Annotated in this window: 25 protein-coding genes; 12 read left to right on the top strand and 13 right to left on the bottom strand. The window is 41.0% G+C overall.

The genetic code is table 11. From position 1 onward, the window contains the following. Positions 1 to 21 precede the first annotated feature (21 nt). Complete coding sequence (locus B1K52_RS05920; protein ID WP_077306310.1) at positions 22 to 534, top strand: DUF421 domain-containing protein; 513 nt, start codon at positions 22 to 24, stop codon at positions 532 to 534. A gap of 80 nt (positions 535 to 614) precedes the next feature. Here B1K52_RS05920 and B1K52_RS05915 read toward each other — a convergent pair whose 3' ends face one another. Next, on the bottom strand, positions 615 to 824 hold the full coding sequence (locus tag B1K52_RS05915) for a DUF5316 domain-containing protein (protein WP_077306308.1): 210 nt from the start codon (positions 822 to 824) through the stop codon (positions 615 to 617). 262 nt (positions 825 to 1086) lie between these two features. Between B1K52_RS05915 and B1K52_RS05910 the strand changes: the two genes are divergently transcribed. Continuing rightward, positions 1087 to 1467: a VOC family protein gene (locus B1K52_RS05910; RefSeq protein ID WP_077306306.1), complete on the top strand. Its 381-nt coding sequence runs from the start codon at positions 1087 to 1089 to the stop codon at positions 1465 to 1467. A gap of 49 nt (positions 1468 to 1516) precedes the next feature. Here B1K52_RS05910 and B1K52_RS05905 read toward each other — a convergent pair whose 3' ends face one another. Then, positions 1517 to 1930 (bottom strand): YbaN family protein, encoded by a 414-nt coding sequence (locus B1K52_RS05905; protein WP_256855848.1) that lies wholly within the window; start codon positions 1928 to 1930, stop codon positions 1517 to 1519. Between the two features lie 171 nt (positions 1931 to 2101). Beyond that, positions 2102 to 2593, bottom strand: coding sequence for an STAS domain-containing protein (locus tag B1K52_RS05900; RefSeq protein WP_077306304.1), 492 nt, complete (start codon positions 2591 to 2593; stop codon positions 2102 to 2104). 167 nt (positions 2594 to 2760) lie between these two features. On the opposite strand from B1K52_RS05900, the gene B1K52_RS05895 reads away from it, so the two are divergent. Together B1K52_RS05895 and B1K52_RS05890 are read left to right on the top strand one after the other, a co-directional pair. Next, positions 2761 to 3825, top strand: a complete 1065-nt coding sequence (locus B1K52_RS05895; RefSeq protein WP_077306302.1) for a hypothetical protein — start codon at positions 2761 to 2763, stop codon at positions 3823 to 3825. Between the two features lie 95 nt (positions 3826 to 3920). Further along, complete coding sequence (locus tag B1K52_RS05890; RefSeq protein WP_179106479.1) at positions 3921 to 4481, top strand: GNAT family N-acetyltransferase; 561 nt, start codon at positions 3921 to 3923, stop codon at positions 4479 to 4481. 52 nt (positions 4482 to 4533) lie between these two features. On the opposite strand, the gene B1K52_RS05885 is transcribed toward B1K52_RS05890, so the two are convergent. Together B1K52_RS05885 and B1K52_RS05880 are read right to left on the bottom strand one after the other, a co-directional pair. After that, the gene (locus B1K52_RS05885; RefSeq protein WP_077306298.1) at positions 4534 to 4959 is read right to left on the bottom strand and encodes a MaoC family dehydratase; all 426 of its coding nucleotides are present in this window, start codon (positions 4957 to 4959) and stop codon (positions 4534 to 4536) included. 65 nt (positions 4960 to 5024) lie between these two features. After that, positions 5025 to 5627 carry a TetR/AcrR family transcriptional regulator gene (locus B1K52_RS05880; protein ID WP_077306296.1) on the bottom strand — a complete coding sequence of 201 codons (603 nt, stop codon included), beginning with the start codon at positions 5625 to 5627 and terminating at the stop codon, positions 5025 to 5027. 147 nt (positions 5628 to 5774) lie between these two features. On the opposite strand from B1K52_RS05880, the gene B1K52_RS05875 reads away from it, so the two are divergent. Further along, positions 5775 to 6512: an SDR family NAD(P)-dependent oxidoreductase gene (locus B1K52_RS05875; RefSeq protein ID WP_077306294.1), complete on the top strand. Its 738-nt coding sequence runs from the start codon at positions 5775 to 5777 to the stop codon at positions 6510 to 6512. Between the two features lie 38 nt (positions 6513 to 6550). Here the strand turns inward: B1K52_RS05875 and B1K52_RS05870 are convergent, their stop codons facing one another. Beyond that, on the bottom strand, positions 6551 to 7036 hold the full coding sequence (locus B1K52_RS05870) for a tetratricopeptide repeat protein (RefSeq protein WP_077306292.1): 486 nt from the start codon (positions 7034 to 7036) through the stop codon (positions 6551 to 6553). 235 nt (positions 7037 to 7271) lie between these two features. On the opposite strand from B1K52_RS05870, the gene B1K52_RS05865 reads away from it, so the two are divergent. From B1K52_RS05865 to B1K52_RS05855, 3 genes are all read left to right on the top strand, one after another. Continuing rightward, complete coding sequence (locus tag B1K52_RS05865) at positions 7272 to 7481, top strand: TRADD-N-associated membrane domain-containing protein (protein WP_077306290.1); 210 nt, start codon at positions 7272 to 7274, stop codon at positions 7479 to 7481. A 241-nt stretch (positions 7482 to 7722) separates the two neighbouring features. Next, a complete protein-coding gene (locus B1K52_RS05860; RefSeq protein ID WP_077306288.1) occupies positions 7723 to 9405 on the top strand; it encodes an alpha-glucosidase in 1683 nt (560 codons plus the stop codon). 99 nt (positions 9406 to 9504) lie between these two features. Then, positions 9505 to 10251, top strand: a complete 747-nt coding sequence (locus B1K52_RS05855) for an SDR family NAD(P)-dependent oxidoreductase (RefSeq protein ID WP_077306286.1) — start codon at positions 9505 to 9507, stop codon at positions 10249 to 10251. 454 nt (positions 10252 to 10705) lie between these two features. Here B1K52_RS05855 and B1K52_RS05850 read toward each other — a convergent pair whose 3' ends face one another. Together B1K52_RS05850 and ftsW are read right to left on the bottom strand one after the other, a co-directional pair. Next, the gene (locus B1K52_RS05850; protein WP_077310513.1) at positions 10706 to 11851 is read right to left on the bottom strand and encodes an FtsW/RodA/SpoVE family cell cycle protein; all 1146 of its coding nucleotides are present in this window, start codon (positions 11849 to 11851) and stop codon (positions 10706 to 10708) included. Positions 11852 to 11892: 41 nt separating this feature from the next. Beyond that, complete coding sequence (ftsW, locus tag B1K52_RS05845) at positions 11893 to 13032, bottom strand: putative lipid II flippase FtsW (RefSeq protein WP_077310512.1); 1140 nt, start codon at positions 13030 to 13032, stop codon at positions 11893 to 11895. 175 nt (positions 13033 to 13207) lie between these two features. Here ftsW and uppP point away from each other — a divergent pair, with 175 nt between their 5' ends. Together uppP and B1K52_RS05835 are read left to right on the top strand one after the other, a co-directional pair. Then, positions 13208 to 14020 (top strand): undecaprenyl-diphosphatase UppP, encoded by an 813-nt coding sequence (uppP, locus tag B1K52_RS05840; RefSeq protein WP_077306284.1) that lies wholly within the window; start codon positions 13208 to 13210, stop codon positions 14018 to 14020. A 443-nt stretch (positions 14021 to 14463) separates the two neighbouring features. Continuing rightward, the gene (locus tag B1K52_RS05835) at positions 14464 to 15522 is read left to right on the top strand and encodes a tartrate dehydrogenase (RefSeq protein WP_077306282.1); all 1059 of its coding nucleotides are present in this window, start codon (positions 14464 to 14466) and stop codon (positions 15520 to 15522) included. 111 nt (positions 15523 to 15633) lie between these two features. Here the strand turns inward: B1K52_RS05835 and B1K52_RS05830 are convergent, their stop codons facing one another. Next, positions 15634 to 16131 carry a response regulator gene (locus B1K52_RS05830; protein ID WP_077306280.1) on the bottom strand — a complete coding sequence of 166 codons (498 nt, stop codon included), beginning with the start codon at positions 16129 to 16131 and terminating at the stop codon, positions 15634 to 15636. A 201-nt stretch (positions 16132 to 16332) separates the two neighbouring features. Further along, positions 16333 to 17379: an NAD(P)/FAD-dependent oxidoreductase gene (locus B1K52_RS05825; protein WP_077306278.1), complete on the bottom strand. Its 1047-nt coding sequence runs from the start codon at positions 17377 to 17379 to the stop codon at positions 16333 to 16335. 485 nt (positions 17380 to 17864) lie between these two features. On the opposite strand from B1K52_RS05825, the gene B1K52_RS05820 reads away from it, so the two are divergent. Together B1K52_RS05820 and B1K52_RS05815 are read left to right on the top strand one after the other, a co-directional pair. Next, a complete protein-coding gene (locus B1K52_RS05820; protein WP_077306276.1) occupies positions 17865 to 18860 on the top strand; it encodes a FecCD family ABC transporter permease in 996 nt (331 codons plus the stop codon). Continuing rightward, a complete protein-coding gene (locus tag B1K52_RS05815) occupies positions 18857 to 19861 on the top strand; it encodes a FecCD family ABC transporter permease (RefSeq protein ID WP_077306274.1) in 1005 nt (334 codons plus the stop codon). Before B1K52_RS05820 ends, B1K52_RS05815 begins: the two co-directional genes overlap by 4 nt. 28 nt (positions 19862 to 19889) lie before the next feature. Here B1K52_RS05815 and B1K52_RS05810 read toward each other — a convergent pair whose 3' ends face one another. Genes B1K52_RS05810 through B1K52_RS05800 form a run of 3 tightly spaced genes read right to left on the bottom strand, consistent with a single transcriptional unit; the run spans position 19890 to position 21111 of the window. Next, positions 19890 to 20243, bottom strand: a complete 354-nt coding sequence (locus tag B1K52_RS05810; protein WP_077306272.1) for a DMT family transporter — start codon at positions 20241 to 20243, stop codon at positions 19890 to 19892. A gap of 12 nt (positions 20244 to 20255) precedes the next feature. Then, positions 20256 to 20570, bottom strand: coding sequence for a DMT family transporter (locus B1K52_RS05805; RefSeq protein ID WP_077306270.1), 315 nt, complete (start codon positions 20568 to 20570; stop codon positions 20256 to 20258). A 4-nt stretch (positions 20571 to 20574) separates the two neighbouring features. After that, positions 20575 to 21111 carry a TetR/AcrR family transcriptional regulator gene (locus B1K52_RS05800; protein ID WP_179106478.1) on the bottom strand — a complete coding sequence of 179 codons (537 nt, stop codon included), beginning with the start codon at positions 21109 to 21111 and terminating at the stop codon, positions 20575 to 20577. Positions 21112 to 21571 lie beyond the last annotated feature (460 nt).

The raw sequence follows: 21571 nt of genomic DNA, 5'->3' as shown, positions 1-21571 counted from the left end.
TTTTATAAGTGAGGTGTAGTTTTGTTTTTTAACAACTGGCAAACGATTGAAAGAACATTAGTAGTCGGAATTCTAGCTTACATTGCATTAGTTCTTTTTTTAAGGGTTTCAGGTAAGCGTACGCTATCTAAAATGAATTCTTTTGATTTTATTGTGACAATCGCACTCGGCTCTACCCTCGCCACTATCTTACTTAGTAAAAAGGTGGCTCTAGCGGAAGGATTAACAGCTTTTTTGGTGCTAATCGGCATGCAGTACCTGATGACCTTTTTGTCTGTGCGTTCTGCTGTATTTAAAAGAATAATTAAAGCTGAGCCTGATTTGCTCTTTTACAATGGAGACTTTATAAAAGAAGCGATGAAAAAGAAGCGAATTTTAGAAGTAGAAGTTTTGCAAGCCGCTCGCACGAATGGAATAAGCTCTATGAAGCAGGTAGAAGCTGTTGTTTTGGAAACTGATGGAAGTATATCTGTTATCAAAACAACCGAAAAAGAAGAACAGTCCACTCTGTCTAATACTACAAAGCCAGAGTGAATGTGTTAAAACGCGAACCTCTCTAATGTCAGGGAGGTTTCATCTATATATTTTCCTCTTATTTTGCTAATCCCCTGCTTCTAAAAAACAAAATAGAACAGCATCCCTATGAGCAGCGATACAAGACCAATGAGCCCACATACCTTACCCACCTTAAACCGCAGTCTGCGTTCTTCCTCCGTTTCCGTGTAGTAGTTCGCGCGTTGCTGCTGCCCTGCAGTAAATGCACCCATAAAGATACCTGCATTTAAGATACCGACAATGCCTATGATCAAAAATATGGTGGACATATGCAATCTCCTCCTATTACTTAGCTATACGCTGTGAGTTAACAAAAAGTTTGTTTTTCCCTTCTTATTAAGACGCCTGCCAAAGGTAAAGGAAGATTGTGGATTCCTATCCTTATCATTTTTTTCATTCTCAAGGAGGAAAAATCACGGATAAGACCGTATTAGAGTAAAATAAGGAGGAAAGCAAAATGAAGACCTTATTTAACTATCGAAACTTTCTAATCACACTGCCTGTTTACTTTCCCGCGAAGGATGCATTTTGATGAAGCTGCCTTTCTTTTCTCATTCGCTGCAGATTTTTCCTTGTCCTAATATGCAAGCAACAGCTGCTTATTATAAGAAACTTGGTTTTCGTGCTGTCGCTTATTTAAGCGGATCGGAACCTCACATACGGCTCTATCGCGATCAAATTGAACTGATGTTGACACAGTCTGCTTTAAACCGGATTTTTCCAAATCGTAAGCAGTATGGATATGGGTATGATGCTTATTTCATCACGGATCAACAAGCTGCGATGCAGCAGGAATTGGTTGAAAAAGGTGTTGCCATTGTACAGCCATTAGTTGTGACGGAGTACGGCAATAAAGTGTTTGTCTTTGAAGATGTTGATGAAAGATGGATTGCGGTAGGGAATAGGCTATAAAAAGGCCGTATCCACACAGGAAACGGCCTTTCTCTTTATCTATACTGAACTATGCTTGGTTTTTTAGTTCTTGCGCTTGCTCAGGCGTGATTGTTTTAATTTTCTTTATGAAGTAATAATGCTTAATCAGACCAAGTATGATTAAGACAATCTTTACTAGTAAAATATCAATATAAAATACCGAGAACAAAATAAAAGCATCCGCAATAATATTGATACGGATCTTTTCCTTTATAGTCATGCCTCTGTTTTCTTTTAAAGCAAGAACGTACTTTTTATAAAAAGTGGTGCTTTGAAACCAAGCTTCGATTCGTTTGGAACTTTTCGCATAACAAAAAGAAGCGATTAATAGAAACGGCCCCCCTGGCAATACAGGGAGAATGATTCCCGCTATACCAAAGCCTAAAGCAATGGTTCCCAGCAGGAAAAACAGAATGCTCTTCAGCTTTCTTATGATAATCACCCTTTATCAATTTCCTTGTATTTACTCGCATTATAACAAATGTTACGGATTGGAAGTAAGCCGTTCGCTCCCCATTTTCCTCGTTAATCTCAAACTGTTGGAATTCTGCCATATTGATGGAAAAGGATAGAAAAAGAGTTTCCACATGTGTGAAAACTCCATACAGTAACCCTATTCTTCTCTTTCTTTTATCTCCAAGCCTTTTTTCTTCAAAAGACTTTTTAATCCAAGACGAAAATTTGCATAAGACTCAAAACCTTGGAAACCGGAGTTGGACAGCACCAGTTTCTGAACTAATTTGGCTGAGAATCCAACAAACATCGTATCTATTCCCATTAACTTTAGAGCATCAGTCAAGTTCTTAATGTTGGCGCTTAGCTCTTGATAGCCAGTTGCATCGATATCCAAGTAATTAATACCTGTCAGATCAATCACAACCGTATCTGTATCCGTCTTAACGACGCTGTTAACGATTGTATTCTGTATATGAATGAACCGCTCTACCGTAAACGTACCAGTCAGCGGCACAAGCATCGTATTCGGTACAATCGATGGAATCATGGGCGCGGCTAGCTCTTTAATGATTGTTTCGTACTTTGCCACCTTTGTCTTTAGCTGCTCTATCTCCTGCTGCAGTTGTTCTTTAGTAGCTATCTTACTCATCACCTTAGTATGAAATTTTCATTGCCATAATTGCTATATGTATTATACACGCTCTCTCGAAATTAGAGAATATCCATTATTTTTATTCTCTCTCTGATGCTTCTTCATCTACAAAAAACGGCGAAAATGGTAATATATAACGACAGACTATTACAAAGGGGACGCGTATGGACAGGAGTTTGCTCGTATTAAATCAAGACGTGACGACGGCTTTGGAAGATTGGTATATGCAAATTCGGCTCGGACAGCAGCAGGCTGCTTTGGATTTGTATCTTGAATTAAGACAGCGAGAAGGGGAATTGAAACAGCAAGACACGCTATACGTCGTGTACTTACTGCTGTCTTGCCGGTTTCACTTGCTTACTTCAGACTTAGATAAGAGTGGCGAATTTCATGAAGAGGCTGCCAAGTACCAACACGTCTTTGTTCCCGCACTTCATTATTATTATCATTTAGCGAAAGGGATGCGCCATTTTGCAGAAAGATCCTACACCTGTGCATTAGCAGCTTACGAGCAAGCAGAGGATTATCTATCTTCTATGGATGATGAAGTGGAACATGGTGATTTCCATTTCCGGAAAGCAGCCGTCTATTATTATTTGGATATCAGCTCTCTGTCTGTTTACCATACAGAGTACGCCATAAAAATATTTGAAAAACACCCCGCTTACCGCTACCTATTAGCCCGCAGTGAATTGATGCGCGGTTTGAACTTTATTGAACGAAAAGAATTCACGCAGGCTGAGCAAGCACTAAATGATGCGCTGGCCCACACAGATGTCGCTCGAGAGAATTCACTTGTGACACTCATTCAGCATAATATCGGCTACTTATATACAGAACAGGAAATGCCGCTTGCTGCGATTCCTTATTTGTCGGCAGCTAGGAGAGATTGCACGTTCCCTGGTTACTTGAAAACTTTATATCTTTTAGCTGATTCCTGCTGGAAGACTGGTCAGCAAGAAATCGCATTTGATGCTTATCAAGAAGGTTTCCAGTTAAGCATTGCGCAAAATGATGATATTTATAAGTGGGAGTTTGCCATGCTGCATAAAAAATATGCAGATCCTGCTAATTTTGAATCAATTTGGATGGAAGGAATTGAATTCTTTCAAGCAGAAGGCGACAGATATAACGTCCGGACCTATGCAAGTGAGCTAGCAGCATATTTTAATGAGACAGAACAAGACGAATTGGCCGTGTATTATTACAAGCTATCTTTGCAGTACTAGCAGATAACTTGTTTTTTTCGTCTTCTCTAGTATTGTTCGATATAATAAAAATGACAACAAGAGGCAGCAGAAATTATCCTGACAAGCAGGAAGATATGTCTCACAAGCTAGTTTTCTTAAAGCCTATTGCACTTGAGGATGCGGAAGCGTTACTGCCGATTTGGTCAGACCGAGAAGTAACAAAATGGACACGGTATCAAACCTTGCAAACACTCACAGAATCGAAAGCAAGAATTAAACGGCTGGAAGAAACGAAGCATACAAGCCGATATACAATCCGGAATCAGGTAACGAAAGCGATTATAGATACGTGTGGATTCAAGCGTTTGAACTTCTTACATGAAACAGCGGAGATTGAGTTCGAACTTGGCAGTGCCTTTTGGCGTCAAGGCTTTATGACAGCTGCGCTGCAAGAGCTGCTGCATATCGGCTTTGACAGGGATCAGCTGAATCGGCTTGAAGTAAAGGTAAATGCGGATAACATTCCCTCCCAACGACTTGTGCAACAAGCTGGCTTCTACCAAGAAGGCATTATCCGTCAAGGACGGAAATGGGAAGAAACATTTCAAGATGTCATCCTCTTCAGCCTGCTGCAAAGCGAGTTCCGCTCTTCTTCTGCTGCCACGGAATCATCTTATGATCTGAAAGTTAGGTAATATTAGTGCAATAAACAAAAAAGAGGCATCGCGATCAATGCCTCCTTTCTCCTTAATTATCTATTAGTGCGCTCAATTCTGCTTGGAATACTTTCACGTCATTTTGATTGTATGTGTTGAGCTGGATAGTCACAATACCGTTGCCTCGTCGTTTCGGCAGGATTTCAATTACTTCCACTACTACACGCAGTTCATCATCCGGATAAACCGGCTTAATGAACTGGATATTGTTCATTCCAGTACCTGCTACAACCTCTTCTCCATAAATTCCTTCTTCAACCCACAATTTAAAGGAAACACTCATCGTCTGCATGCCAGACGCAATAAGATCGCCAAAACGCCCCTGCTTGGCCTTCTCTTCATCTATGTGCATATATTGCGGATCATAGACATTCGCAAAGTCTATGATTGATTCTTTGGATAGCTTGATTGATTTTGTTTCATACCGCTGACCTACTTCAAATTCGCTGAATCTCATCTTAACACCTCTGTTTGCTGTTTCTGCTTATCTACTTTATCGGAAAGACGATAGGTCAGCAAGCACTATTCCCCAATGTATTTGAAAGACTGGATATGTGTCTGTGATAATTCAATCACGTCTTTGGTGAATTGTTCTTCTGAGATTTGGAAATCCTTCGCAATTAAGTTACGTACAAGTCCGTAAAATCCATAAGCTGTATACACTTTAAAGTATGTCATATTCACATGCATATCATTGATTGTTCTGAACTCAAATTGCTTTTCGTAAATACTAAGAATTGCGCTGGGAAAACGCGTATGCATCCCTGGAAGTGTATCATCATATTGGATTAACTCGAAAAAATCCTTATGTTCATAAAAATACGCGATGAGTGAGAAAGAAGGTACATCCAAAGCTTTAGTATCTGTCTTTTTCCCTGGTGTATAATTAATGCCCGCTGACTTCTCTAATCCAGTAAACATCTTGTTGAGTATATCTTCCGCCAAATCGATCTTATCTTGATAGTGAAAATAAAACGTACTTCGATTGTATGCTGCTTCTTCAACAATATCTTTCACCGTTACCGCCTGATATCCTTTTTTCTTAATTAGCTTAATTAACGCTTCGCGAAAATGCTTTTTTGTCCGATTACGCCGCTTGGATGTCGAATCATGTACATGTTCCATTAAGAAAACCCTCCATTCGTCCAACAATATCGATTAATCTGTCTAATTAGCAGACATTTGTCTTTCAGCTACTGATTGAGATATATAAGCAAAGAACTATAATTTAATTGTAACCGATTTATTTCAATTATACTGGGGGAAATAACAATGGGGAAATTACAAAACAAAGTAGCTTTAATCACAGGCGGAGCATCTGGAATTGGTGCCGCTACGGCTCGCCTTTTCGCTTCAGAAGGCGCAAAGCTTGTCCTTGTGGATTTGAATGAAGAAAAAGGAAAAGAAGTAGAAGCAGAGCTAAAGGCGAATAATGCCGAAGCAATCTTCGTTAAGACAAATATTACAAAAGAAGAAGAAGTAACAGCTTTGTTCAAGCAAGCAGCGGAGACATTCGGCAAAATTGATATTGTCTTCAATAATGCCGGAATTGGCCGCGTACATCCAACTCACGATTTGGACTATGCAGAATGGCGCAACACCGTGAATGTAGATTTGGATGGTGTCTTCCTTGTAGCTCGCGAAGCGCTTCGCAGTATGCTTGTGAATGGCAGCGGCTCAATCGTTAATACCGCTTCTATGTACGGCTGGGTCGGCTCACCTGGTTCTGCAGCATACAACGCAGCCAAGGGTGGGGTTGTGAATCTGACACGTTCGCTTGCATTGGAATACGCAGAGAAAAACATCCGCATTAACGCGCTATGCCCAGGCTTTATTGATACACCAATCATTCCAGAAGATGACAAAGTGGTACTTTCGACGATGACACCAATGAAGCGTCTTGGTAAAGCGGAAGAAATGGCGAAAGCTGTCTTATTCCTAGCATCCGATGATTCATCTTATATGACAGGTAACAGCTTGATTGTTGATGGCGGTTATACAGCTCAATAATGAATGCAGCTCATCTCCTAAAGTGGAGATGGGTTTTTTTATTTATTCCAGACTGTATCCAAATTGTCCGCATAAAAATGGATCGCCTTTTGATATGCCCGAATCTCTTCATCTGAACTTGTTTCCGCCAGCAACTTCAAAAGAATCTGCATGGCTTCTCCATACTGGTTGCGATTGTATTGCACCATGGCATAAAAAACGAGAAGAGAATTGTTATTTGGGAATAATTCGATGGCATTCCTCAACGTTTTCTCCGCTTTCTCATATTCTCCTAGTGTTCGGTACGTACTTCCTAAGCCGAGGTATGCTCCTTCCGCTTGCTCCTCTGGTAATCCTAGCGCAATGGCCCGTTCATAATAAGGAACTGCAGCTCTTTCCTGTCCCAGCACATCAAAACTCCACGCACATTGATAGTTCGTCTCTGCATGATCCGGATTAGCAGCTGCTAGTTTGACCAATTGCTTATTAGCTTCTGTAAGATTACCTGCTTCCCGTTGTGCGATTGCCTCTGAAATTTCCTTCATAGCCTGCTCTCTCCTCCTTCGTTAGTATTGCTCGAATGCGCTTTGCACATTACAAGATGGTAGGTAGGTTCATTGCGGTCACAAGATTCTAAGCTGAGCATGATGTACAGCGTCTCCCGAATTCTATTGCTTTCCATTTTATCGGAAAGCGAAAGACATTCCTAGATAATGCCGAAAAAGACGCCTCCTTTCTGTTATAATAGTATAAGTTTAACCGTGTTTAGGAGGCTGTTTTATGTTAAAGAAAAACGCCCTTTATATTATTTTCCTCGGCACAATCTGTATCCTTGCAGGAATAGGAATTATGATTTGGGCTAGTGATAAATTTTACTTAGGTATTGCTTTTGCTGCACTCGGTCTCATTTATGGCTTAGCAGGTATTCTGCTTTATCACCGAGTAAAAAAGAAAGAATCCGAACCAATAAAAGAGCAATCCGAGCAATAAGCTCTTGAGAGAAATGTGACCGACTTTAGCTGGAGGTAAAACTAATGAAACTTTCTATTAAAGTAAAGGTAGAAATCTCTCCATATGTTGCGGCAGGACTTGCAGCAGCCGCATGTATTCTTATCTTCAAGAAAATCCGAAACTGACCCGCTTTGCTGTTTAGCAAAGCGGTTTTTTATTTGCATGCTTTTACGGAAGGAAGGGAATAGTCCTGCAAAAGCACTGGAAGATAGGTGATGAAATGGAGAGAACGTATTGGAAGGAAAGCATTATTTACGAATTGTATACGCGCAGTTTTAAAGATAGTAACGGCGATGGGATTGGCGACTTAGGAGGAATCTTAGAAAAAATAGATTACCTCGATTATCTGGGGATTGATGCCGTCTGGCTGCCGCCAATCTATGCTTCCCCTAACATTGACCATGGCTATGACGTGAAGGATTATCGTGCAATTCAGCCCGAGTACGGAACAATGGAAGACTTTCATTCTGTATTGACTGCTTTTCACCAGCGCAACATCAAACTAGTTCTAGACTTTATTCCCAATCATACCTCCCAAGAACACGAATGGTTCCAGCAAGCTAAAACATCCAAAGATAACCCGTACCATGATTATTATATATGGCAGCAAGCAAAGTCTGACGGCAGTCCGCCATCTAATTGGACTTCCCATCTCGGTCACTCTGCTTGGACTTGGAATGAGCAAACAGAAGAGTACTACTTACACTTATATAGTGACAAGCAACCGGATTTAAATTGGGACAACCCTATGGTACGTCGAGAAATGTATGCAGTTATGCGTTTCTGGCTCGAAAAAGGTATAGACGGTTTCCGCATTGATGCGGTGAATGTTATTTCTAAAGATCGCCGATTTCCTGATTCAAATAAGGATAAGCTGCAAGCCAAAGGCGAAGAATATTTTAAAAATGGTCCCTATGTTCATGATTATCTGCATGAGATGATAAGTGAACTGAAACAGGATTTTGAATTTTTCACCGCTGGGGAAACTTCTGCTGTTCATGATCATGATGTACTTAACTATACGAAGCCCGACCGAGAAGAATTAGATATGGTCTTATCCAGTGAGGCAGCTGAGCTTGCTAATCAAGAAAAGGATAAATATAAAACTAAAACGTGGTCTGTTCACGATTTCCGTGAAGTACTGCGCAAATGGCAAAAAGACGTCGGTGACAACGAAGGCTGGTTCGGCTTATATTTGAGTCATCACGATGCTCCAAGAATGGTTTCTACATTTGCAGATGATGGCAAGTATCGTATACCTTCAGCAAAGCTGCTGGCGACTTTGCTGCATACATTGCGCGGTACGCCATTTATCTTTCAAGGGGAAGAGTTGGGGATGACGAATTATCCTCACTTTGACTCGATTGATTCCATAGAGGAACAAGAAGCCCGCAGCTACTATAACCTCAAAGTAACAGAGCAAGGTGCATCGAAGACTATGATTATGGAAAGGATTAAAAAGAAAACCCGGGATCACGCCAGAACACCAATGCAATGGAATACCTCCGCTCACGCAGGTTTTACAGGTGGAGATCCATGGCTGCCAGTTAATCCGAATTACAGTGAAATTAATGTTCAGGCAGGTATAGATAATTCCGATTCTGTATTGCAATTTTATCGGAAGCTTATTCAAATGCGAAAAAAGAACCCCATCATGGTCTACGGTGAATTAGATATTATTCTAAATGATCATGATCAGCTATTCGGCTACATTCGCCGATTGGGTAATGAAGAATGGGTTATCCTGCTAAACATGACCGATAAAGAGGCATTGTACGATATCCCCAAAGAGTGTGTGGAAGATTGGGATAAAAAGCAATGTATGGTTAGGAATTATCCACATGTGGATAATAATAATATTTTAAGACCTTATGAAGCAGTTGTGTATAAGTACAGAAAATGATGGTTATCTACTTTTAAGTCTTAAAATTTGATAAGTCTAAAAATAAAGTTCATTATTAAATTGAAGTACAAATTACCCATTACATTGGAGGCGGTATTTATGACAGCAATCGAGGGAAAAGTAGCAATTGTAACAGGAGCGGCATCCGGAATCGGACTGGCAACAGCAGAAGCATATGCAAAAAAAGGTGCAAAAGTAGTTATTGCAGATTTCAATGCGGAAGCTGGTCAAAAAGAAACAGATAAACTGAAACAATCTGGTGCTGATGCACTGTTTATCGAGTTCAACGCCGCGGACGAAGAATCAATTAAGAGCTTAATCGATCAAACAATCTCACATTATGGTCAAGTTGATATTCTTGTTAACAATGCTGGCATTGGTAATGAAATGGGACCGACTGATGAGCTGTCCTATGAAGATTATCGCAAAGTCATTGCGGTGAACCAGGACGGTATGTTCTTAGCATCTAAGTACGCTATAAAAAACATGCTAAAAACTGGCAGCGGTGTAATTATCAACACCTCTTCCATCTTAGGATTTGTAGCTCAGCCTGGCGCATTTGCTTATAACGCTAGCAAGGGCGCAGCCAATACACTAACTAAATCTTTAGCAGTGGAATATGCTGACAAAGGTATTCGCGTAAACGCTATAAACCCAGGTTTCGTAGAATCTGGTATGATGAATAAAGAAGCACTAGGTGATTTCTACGACTCTCTTGTAGCAAAACATCCAATCGGACGCCTAGGTAAAGCGGATGAAATCGCCCATGCAATTGTATTCTTAACAGAAAATGACTTTGTAACTGGCGAAACGCTTGTAGTAGATGGCGGTTACTTAGCACAATAACGTAAAGACCTGTAATCTCGGAACTGAACCACGTTTTTGAGACAGGGATCCATACACCTTCAAACAGCCAATTGCCGATATTATATCGGTGATTGGTTGTTTAGTTTCGTTTGAATACGAATGTTATTACTTTAATAAATGTATATTTCGGCAGTACGCTCTACGATAGCAGACCCGTAGTTCAAACTATGCTCTTGAGATGGAATGTTTCAGACTTTAGGGAGCAATGAAACGATTCGATGGATTATCAATGGCGGTTCTTTCCGGGACATGCTGCCTTCTGTTTTATTTCCACTGGATAGCTCACTCTTGTCCCCATAAAAAACCTCCAAGTATTTTTTCGGATAACAACCATCTGCTTTTATCCTTGAAGGTGTTTTTTACTTGTCTCAGCCTATGGGGGTAGTTCTAATTTATACTTCTTACAGTTTATCTATATACTCGCAAACTTTTGTCAGGACACTTTGCCACTACCAAAAAACTGGTGACTATATGTATTCCGAACTGACATAACCATTCCTAACATAATCATATTTGAAAATAAGGAACTGCCTCCGTATGTCAGGAAGGGAAGTGCAATACCTTTAACTGGCAGCATACCTTCAACCATTCCAATATTCTGGACGATTTGAATCGTCAGGCTTAAAGCCAATCCTGCACAGATATAGGCACCATATGCATCATTTGATTTTATACCTATCTCTATAATCCTCACAATTAAAAGAAAGAACAGCAAGATAACAACGGATCCGGTTATAAACCCGCCTTCTTCCGCAATGGATGCAAAGATAAAATCTGTATGTTTTTCGGGTACATACACATCTCCTGCTTCTATCCCTTTTCCTGTCAGACCACCTGTACCAACAGCTAGAACGGATCTGCTGCTTTGAAATGACTCGTTGCTGTTACCACTGGGATCCAGCCAGCCAATAATACGTTCCTGCTGATGAGGTTTGAGTTTCGGGATAATGTCATCGTAAATTAGTTCTGGTTTTACCAGAAACAAAAACACAAGTGTACTGACAAGCAGCATTGGAATTAATATCCCTAGTGTAACAACAGCTTTATGAAGCTTAACCATCCCTAACATTGCTAATATCGCAAACAAGTACAGCATGACCATCCCTGTATCAGGCTGCTGGTAGACGAGTAAACTAGGTATTAAAGTCACAAGTAAAATCTTACCAAATAGTAGGAAATCTCCCTGTATTGACTGACTCAAATGCTTCTCTTTATGCTCAAAAATTAATTTTGCTACTATTAAAATCACTGCAATTCGGAAAAACTCAGATGGCTGGATGGATCCTAAGAGGGGGATGCTAAACCATCTATTCGCACCAAGTATATTAGGAGCTATTGATTCCGGAGCAATAGAAAGGACAACTAATGATAGTGCTGTAAAAAAGTAAAATGGCCATGCCAGCGCACGAAGCTGATTTAAGTCTAGAAATCGAAACAAAAACAGTAAGATAAAACCAATAATATAATTGATGCCTTGCTTTAGTGCAAAGTTCTGTGCACCAAAGTGCCAGCTGGATTGTGTACTGAATATAAATAAAATACTCAAACCGCATAGAATACTTAATAAAATAAGAATCATTTTATCTAATTCATGTAGTCTTAATTTTTTGCCAAGCACAATTAACGCCTGCTTTCTATCCTATACATTCTGATATGTTTTGAATTACATGATACTTGCAAGATAATTCCCATCGAAAATAGATTTACGATAAGAGAAGAACCACCATAACTAATAAAAGGTAATGGGATCCCTGTTATAGGTAAAAGCCCCGAAACGGCACCTAAATTAAAAACTGCTTGCACCATTATCTGAAACAAAAGTCCAATGGAAAGCAAGGTAGCGAAAGAGTCTCTTGCTCGCAAAGCAATGGACACACCTTTAAAGAGAAGTCCAAGATACAGAAAAAAAACAACGCCCAGCCCTAGAATACCTAACTCTTCAAGTACGACAGCCATAATAAAATCTGTGTGTGCTTCAGGAAGGAAACCAAGCTTCTGGACTCCTTCTCCTATTCCTCTTCCAAGTACACCACCTGATGAGATTGCCTCGTATCCATTGATAAGCTGATATCCTTTCCCATCTGGATCATTAAATGGGTCGCGAAAGGATAGAACACGCGCCAACCGATATGGAGCAGATACAGCTAAATAAACCACACCGCTAACACTCAACGTAACGATCGCAAGTATATGGCGTTTTTTTATCCCCGCACAAAGCATAATAAAAACACATGGAAGCGCTATGGAAGTAGCGGTGCCTAAATCAGGTTGCAAAATGATGAGCAGGAATACCACGCCTAACACCAATAGCGGGGGTAATACGTCCTTCTTAAAGCTAGATAACGTCTTTCCTCTCTTGCCAAAAATAGATGCAAAATATATGACAATTGTAAGCTTAACAAGCTCTGCTGGCTGAAGGACAATAGGTCCAATCTGCAGCCAGCGCTGCGAACTATTTCGCATCTCTCCAAACCACGGTGTAAGCACAAGTATTAACATTAGTACAGAGCCTAAGACGAGAACTGGGCTCCATTTACGGTATAGATTGTAGGGGAGAAAGAACCCAATTGTCATAGCGAAGAGTCCAATGATTAAGGACATTCTTTGTTTGTGAAAGAAATACGAAGAGGCATTATACTTAGCAGACGCTAGTGGATAACTAGCGCTATACACCATAATTAGTCCAAATACACAAATACATATAATAAAAAACAGATAGGTTTTGTCTATATTCTTCACTTTTTCTAACACATCAAGCATCTCCAATTTTAAAACGTCAACCTAACAAAATTAGGCTTCCATCATCATAGCGATAGTGTTGACATTTTGTCAACACTATCGCTATATTTCTAGTAGAAGATTGACAAGTAATCAACAATTCTATAAGGTATGCAAGTAGAAAGAAAGTCGGAAACGTTAAGAGAGGAAACAAATCATGGATCTTTGGATTTTACTCGGGAAGTATTTTATTTTAGGCCTTATTCAAGGAATATCAGAACCCATCCCAATTAGCTCAAGCGGGCATTTGATAATTGCGCAGGATTTATTCAAACTGGGAGTTGAGGACTTAAGTTTTGAAGTAGTTGTTAATACAGCTTCCCTTCTAGCTGTCATACTAGTTTATCGGAAGGATATCGTTCGGTTATTTACATCTACTATTAGCTACATAAGTAAAAGAGAAGAATCAACAAAAGATGACTTTAAATTGGTTATCTATCTTATTATTGGTACAATTCCTGCGGCTCTTTTAGGTCTATTATTTAATGACTTTATTGGAGAGCATCTAAAAAGTACTTTCACTGTAGGTATTGCTCTTTTGTTTACAGCTTTCTCGCTATTCTTCATCCGGAACCTAAAAGGCACGAAGAACAGACATGCAATGACTTGGAAAGAAGCGCTGCTTGTCGGCCTTGGGCAAGCTGTTGCCTTAATTCCTGGTGTAAGCCGTTCAGGAGCTACAGTAGTAACTGCTATGCTGATAGGATTAAAACGGGACACTGCCCTTATGTTCTCTTTCTTGCTTTATATACCTGTAAGCTTAGGTGCAAGTGTCCTGGAGCTTCCAGATATGCTAAAACAAGATTTCTCAAGTGACATGCTAATTGCCTATTCTCTAGCATTTATCGCCTCACTTGTAGCAAGCTATTTTGCTTTGAAATGGTTCATCGACGTGATGAAGAAAGGGAAATTGATTTATTTCGCTATCTATTGTTTATTGATAGCAATCATCACACTGTTTCTATTATAAGTATGGAAAAATCCCGGTAAGCATCTGCTTACTGGGATTTTTGTTAAGTACAATTGTAGAGAATCATCTTAAATCAAGACCCGATAACAGCATTCATGCCCCTTCTTATCCTTTCTTAAATTAGTAAAAAGCTTCTTCTCTGATCGTTCCCGTTCCACCTGTCCAAGCCAATATGCTTTCATTTTTAATTCTTTCACCACTCAGGTAAGATAACAGTAAGCCTTTTCAGAGGCGCATCATATGTTTGTTTTATTGTAACTTATAATTGGATTCATCTTTGGTGTCATCCTGTTAATTGGTCTCAGTATGTATAAACCGCTTTGTCAAAAAGCAGTACCAGATAACATTTATAGACCCTTTGATTAAATTACTTCTGTTTCACAGGATGAGTTTCATGAAGAAAAAAGGGAAACAATTACTGATTCAAAACAAGGAGGAGACGTATGAAAAAGCTGAAGATTGCCAGTTTACCAGGAGACGGTGTCGGCAAGGAAGTTGTTCCTGCTGCACAGACAGTTTTGAAAGCGGTTGCCGAGGTACATGGCGGATTGCAATTTGATTTCACGGCTTACCCTTGGAGCTGTGAATATTACCTAGAACATGAAAAAATGATGCCAGACGATGCATTGGACCGCCTGCGGGATGCCGATGCTATCTTTCTTGGTGCTGTCGGAAACCAGAAACTCGTTCCGGATCATATATCGCTTTGGGGTATGCTGATTAAAATACGTCGTGAATTCGAGCAGGTCATTAATGTTCGACCCGCTAAGCTGCTGAGAGGGATTACATCTCCACTTGCCAACCCAAACGACTTCGATTTATTAGTTGTACGAGAGAACAGCGAGGGAGAATACAGTGAAGTGGGCGGGAGAATATTCCGCGGAGAAGATGAAGTGGCTATTCAAAACGCTGTATTCTCGAGACGAGGCACAGAAAGAGCGATGCGCTATGCTTTTAACTTGGCTGCCAAGCGTCAGAAACATGTAACGAGTGCTACAAAGTCAAATGGTATTGTCCATTCGATGCCATTCTGGGATGAAGTCTTTCAATCTGTTAGTCAGGATTATCCGGCCATTAACACAGACAGCCAGCATATCGATGCTCTCGCTGCCTTCTTTGTCACCCAGCCGCAGCGCTTTGATGTGATTGTTGCGAGTAATTTATTTGGGGATGTTCTCACAGATATTGGCGCCGCTATTATGGGCAGTATTGGTATTGCGCCTGCCGCCAATATCAATGTGAACGGTAAATACCCATCCATGTTTGAGCCTGTACACGGCTCTGCACCCGATATTGTTGGAAAAGGCATTGCCAATCCGCTCGGTCAGATATGGACAGCAAAACTTATGCTGGATCATTTTGGTGAGGAAGAACTCGGTGAGAAGCTGCTGGATATTATCGAGGAAGTGACTGCAGCAGGAATTTTGACGCCTGATCTTGGCGGGAAGTATGGAACGGACGATGTTACTGGAGCTATTCTGAAGAAAGTTAACAACTTATAGATTAGAAGTTAAGAAACCCTAGACTATTATATCAGCCTAGGGTTTCTTATAATATGCCAGTTCATTGCGCTAGCTAAGCGTCTTTACTTCTAATGTTTTCATTAGCCTTTATCAGTTAATTACATCTTCTAAATGATTTGTATATCCGAATATACCGTTGTTCCTTTCATCCCTATATACCTCATCCAAAAGGAATCTTGCCAACTTACCTGACAAGACCAGTTCTTCTCTAAAGATATTGCGGATGCTGTCTATAAAGTAGGCTGGATCTGATTCGTATAAGAGGAAACTAGAAGTTCCTAATTGCCAACCCTTCAAGAGGATATTCCGATTAATCTCAGGAAGCATAAAGACAATTTTGATATCTGGAAATCGATATTTTATGTATTCAATCGTAGTAAATGCATGCAAGCTAAGTTTATTCGTATCTACTAACATTACCTGTGGATTTTTCTCTGTAATCAGTTGCACGATTTCGTCAACGTAATTAGAGATACCGACAACTTCCATATCTATTTCACCATTTAAAATTTCTTGGATTCCTTGACCGAGAACGCCATTGTTATCAACTATCAAGATACGAATCATCTCTTCCAACCTTTCATGCATAGAATTCTGTTTCTACCTACTATATGTTTCTAGCCTGTACAATTTCTGAACATGTTCACACAATTCGTATGCTTCTGCTTCTTTCGGTTAGTCGTTTGGAGTTAGTTGGGTTCCTAAATAGCGTTTTTTTACACAAAAAAAGCCAGAAGGAATATTAAGTACCCTTCTGGTCTTGTAATTCTGATATGTGATTTAACCGTTTTATACTAACTTCTTCGATAGCTCGCGGTTTCGCTGCTGGAATAATACATTGTGAGATGAAACCATTCCGATCTTTTCTGCTGTAGGTTCCACATACTGTTTCGCTTTATTAACCGCGTTTGCTGCATCTTGGAAACAGCCGGCAATCAGGTTGACCTTGCCGTCGTGTTTCAGAATATCTCCTGCCGCAAACAATCCTGGAACGGACGACTCGCCGCATGGTGTTCCTGCGATATAATAGTTATCAAGCAGCGTAATATCTACTTCACTATTTTCAATCAGATTCATATCATGCTCATAGCCGTGGTTCACAATGACTTCATCGATTGGCAGCTGCATAATTTCGTTCGTTTCGTGATTTGTCAGCTCAACACGTTCAATATTATGCTGGTTCGGACAAGCTACCAGCTTCGTAATGGAGGTGCAAAGGAAACACTTAGCACCGCCGCACATGAGGCGCTCTACAGATGCTTCATGCCCTTTTAATGCTTCATTTCGATACGTCACATAAACCTTTTTAGCAACCGACTCCAACTCATTTGCCCAATCAACAGCTGAGTTTCCGCCGCCAGAAATAATGACAGTTTTGTCCTTGAATCGCTGCATATCTTTTACCGTATAGTTGAGATTCGCTACCTCGAACTTTTCACAGCCTTCAATGGATAGCTTTTGCGGATTGAGGATACCTCCGCCAACAGCAACGATAATTGCCTTGGAGTAATGCTTCACTCCGCTTGCTGCATGCAGTTCAAAGATGCCATCGTCATTTCGTTTAATGCTTGTTACCTTCTCGTTCACTACCACTTCAGGATCAAAGGTCAGCGCTTGTTCTGTGAGCTGATCAATTAGCTTTCCTGCTGGAAGCGGTGGCATTCCGCCTACATCCCAGACCATTTTTTCCGGATACACATGCAGCTTGCCGCCAAGATAAGGCTGAAACTCAATAATTTTTGTTTTCATTTGCCTTAACCCACTATAAAAAGCAGAATATAATCCCGCCGGACCTCCACCAATGATTGTAACATCATACAGCCACTCTTCCTGCACACTAATTCCTCCTCCATCCGATAGTGATAATCATTCTCATTCTAATATATCGCAAAGTTTTCTGAAAATCAATGTTGACATCCACTTTTTCAGCCCTTATGATGGAGTTAAGCGAGATTGATAATCATTCTCATTCTCATCGTATTGCCTTAGTGCCCTGTCCCCCTAACAGGGCACCCCCCCCTTAATATAATGTAGAAATGGATACATAATGAAAGTAGCCGTTTAAAGGCGTCAAAAGAAAGAAAAATTACAAATCTACGGATTGACCAGCAAGACTAGCATCGCGTATTCTTATTGGTGGATCGTTTGGACTGAATATTTCGATTCTTAAAATATCGTTATCAAAATTGAAGCCCTACTTAAACTTCAGACTAATGACTCCATTCCACGGGCTCACTAGTTGAATCTTTATTATTAATGATAGCTTCCTAGAATAATAGGAAGCTTTTTTACCTTATCTTACATAGAAAGATGCGTGGCTGATGAAGAACATATCATTTCCATTAAAACTTATTGCTGGTGTTTTATTATCACTTGCGGCATTCTTTGTGGCTTTATCGTTCGGCGCTGCAGATGTTTCTTTACGTGATGTTTGGGGAGCACTATTCAGCAGTCCTACAAATGAAGATATGCTGATTATTCGAGAAAATAGACTGCCACGGGAAGTAGGTGCTTTCTTTGTCGGAGCTGCTTTAGCTGTTGCAGGAGCGATTATGCAAGGCTTAACACGTAACCCGTTAGCAGATCCCGGCCTGCTTGGTTTGACAGCTGGTGCCAACGCAGCATTGGCAGCAGCTATGGCGTTTATTCCAGGTGCAAACTACGTTGTTATCATTATTGCTTGCTTTATCGGTGCAGCAATTGGAGCAGGACTCGTCTTTGGCATTGGTTCTCTCCGCCTTGGCGGACTATCTCCAGTAAAAGTGGTCTTAGCGGGGGCAGCCGTTTCGGCATTGTTATATGCTGTCTCCGAAGCGATTGGCTTGAGCTTCGAGCTCTCTAAGCAAGTATCTGCCTGGACTGCTGGCGGTTTAGTCGGTGTGAATTGGACGCAGCTGCAGCTTGTCATTCCTATTCTGTTAGCAGGCACTATTCTTTCCCTATTTCTTTCCCATCAGCTGACATTGCTCAGCTTAAGTGATGAAGTGGCAGTTGGCCTTGGACAGAAAACCTTTGTTATTAAAGCTTTGTTATTTCTGGTGACCATCTTGCTAGCTGGAGCATCTGTTGCTTTAGTTGGAAACATGACCTTCATTGGCTTGATGATTCCGCATATTGTTCGCTTCTTTGCTGGAACGGATTACCGCTACATTTTACCGCTATCCTTTTTTGCCGGCGGGACTTTCATGCTTCTCGCTGATACAGCGGCGCGAACAATCAATGCACCATTTGAGACACCACTTGTGGCAATTGTAGCAGCACTCGGTTTGCCGTTCTTTTTATTCATCGTGCATCGAGGAGGTCGAGCTTACTCATGAAAACAGCAAAGAAAAGCAGACAAGCTATTGTGATGATTGCTCTGACCGCTCTAATTATTCTTACTATTATCATCGGCATGGGGCTCGGTCCGGCTTCCCTTTCTTATTCGCGCTTGCTGCCGACAATAGTAGGTAACGGAACTTTTCCAGAGTCATTTGTGTTATTTGACGTGCGGCTTCCGCGTATTGTTATTACTTTGCTAGCGGGAATGGCCTTAGCTATTGCCGGAACCATCCTTCAGGGGATTACGAGGAATGATTTGGCTGACCCTGGTATTATCGGTATTAATGCCGGAGCTGGACTAGGTATTGCGCTATTCTTCTTGTTCATGCCAATTGATGCGGGAAGCTTTGCTTATGCTCTGCCAATTGTTGGTTTTGCAAGTGCATTTGTTACAGCTATCCTCATTTACCTGTTCTCTTACAGCAAGCGCCATGGCTTGCAGCCGGTTCGCCTCGTATTAGTTGGAGTGGGCTTCTCCATGGCGTTATCTGGTGCGATGATTGTGTTGATTTCTTCAGCCGAGCAAACAAAAGTTGATTTTATTGCGCAGTGGCTAGCAGGGAATATTTGGGGAACGGATTGGCCCTTTATCCTGGCTTTGCTTCCGTGGATTGTTATTATTTTGCCGCTCACGCTTTATATGGCCAATCGCCTGAATGTGTTAGCTCTCAGCGAAGAAGTCGGTGTTGGGATTGGTGTGCAGCTTAATCGAGACCGTATTATTCTATTGGTAGCCGCTGTGGCAATTGCTGCCGCCGCTGTATCGGTTGCGGGCGGTATTAGCTTTGTTGGTTTGATGGCACCGCATCTTGCCCGGGCGCTTGTCGGAGCTAGACACCAGCTCGTGATTCCGGTTGCTGCCCTAATCGGCGGTTGGCTGCTATTGTTAGCCGATACAATTGGCCGTAATATTACAACGGCAGACGGGCTGCCGGCTGGAATTATCGTAGCCTTTATCGGCGCTCCCTATTTTCTGTATTTACTGTTGAAAAAATAAGAGGTACTGCGCCTACGCAGTACCTCTTTTATTGGGAAGCAGAAGATCCCTTTTCCTTTTCTGCTTTATGTTGTGTATTTAAAAGCACCAACCCGATGATAACAAGCAGCAGTCCGCCAAACTTCATTAGAGACACAGCTTCCCCGAAGATTGTGACGCCAATCATAGCTGTTAAAGCTGTACCTGCACCAGACCATGTCGCATAAGCTGTGGACAAGGACATGGACTTCAATGTAAGCGATAGGAGGACGAATGCTCCAAGATATCCAATGACGACAATGATGGATGGAAGTAAAACAGAAAATCCATCTGACACCTTCAGCATGGATGAAGCAATTGTCTCTAATACGATTGCTGCTGCTAAGTATAAAGCTGCCCTCATTTTCCTTCCTCCTTATTTAGATAAGTTCATTAATACAAGGCCTGCAAGTAATACAGCAATCCCTAAAATACCTTTTTTATTAATTCTTTCTTTGAAGAGCAGCACACCAATTATCACTGTCAGTATGGTCCCCACACCGCTCCAGGTCGCATAGACGATACCTAGCGGCAATACTTGCAGCGTTTTGGATAGTGCATAGAAGCTGACGCCATATCCTGCAACTAATATAACTATAGGAATTATGTGCTTAAAACCGTTCGATAATTTCAGCATCGTCGAGCTTAATACCTCAAAAAGAATAGAAGCTGCTAAAAATAGATAGCCCACATCCTCACTCCTCTTCTTTATCTATACGCACAAGCAGCTTGTGTAATAAGTCGGCTGCAAAATCAGATACACGCATCGTACCAGCCACTTCGTTAAACCAAAGTCCATCACAGACAAAGCGAATGGTGGCAGCAGCTTCCCACGTTAAGCCGTCTTGTTCAAACCGCTGCTGCCATCTGGTATAACCTTCCTGCCAAACTGCCATGATTTCCGGATAATCACTAAAGATGGAAATAAGTGCTGTGCTGCGAGGGGTACCTTCTCTCTTAATATCTTCTAATGTCGCCAGCGCATACGCTCTGGTAAAAGCTCCCTTGCCATTCGGCTGCTCTGCAAGATGACGAGCCATTGCTTCTTCAAATTCACGAATCGCCGCGAAATTAAGTTCCTGAAACAGTGCTTCCTTTGTATGGTAGTGATATAACAGACCACCCTTGCTGATAGCTGTCTTCTTGGCAATTTTCGCTAATGTGACGTTACTCACGCCTTCTTCCAATATAAGTTCAGCCGTAGCATCTAATATTTTTTCCTTTGTATTCACATCTTCACCCCTAACCGTCCAGACGGTACAGTAAACTATAGCATATCTATGAACAAAAAAGGTACTGATTTCACTCAGTACCTTTACCACATCTGCTTATATGTAAATCATGGCTGCAAACTGCTCGCCTATCCATATTTTGAGAAGCTAAGTGATAGGTTTTATGAGATTCGGCACACTTACCCTCGGTAATGATTATTCCTTCTTATCCCTACAAGAAATAAAACCGTCGACAATAAGGTTAACGGTATGAAGATGAGAAGAACAGAACCCATTTTCATGCCGCTGTCTCGTAGAAATACAAACAATAAAATACTGACGAATTCTATCAGGCCAGCAACTATAAATATTGGCAGCACTCCTGGAGCGATAATGAATACCTCCTTTCTTTACCCGATAACACCAATCTAGCATTTGTACATTATGGATGGAAAGAGAATACACTGTTTTCTCCATAGAA

Origin of the sequence: Terribacillus halophilus (assembly GCF_900162685.1) — a bacterium.
Taxonomy (GTDB): domain Bacteria; phylum Bacillota; class Bacilli; order Bacillales; family Amphibacillaceae; genus Terribacillus; species Terribacillus halophilus_A.
This window is presented reverse-complemented; position numbering and strand designations above follow the sequence as displayed.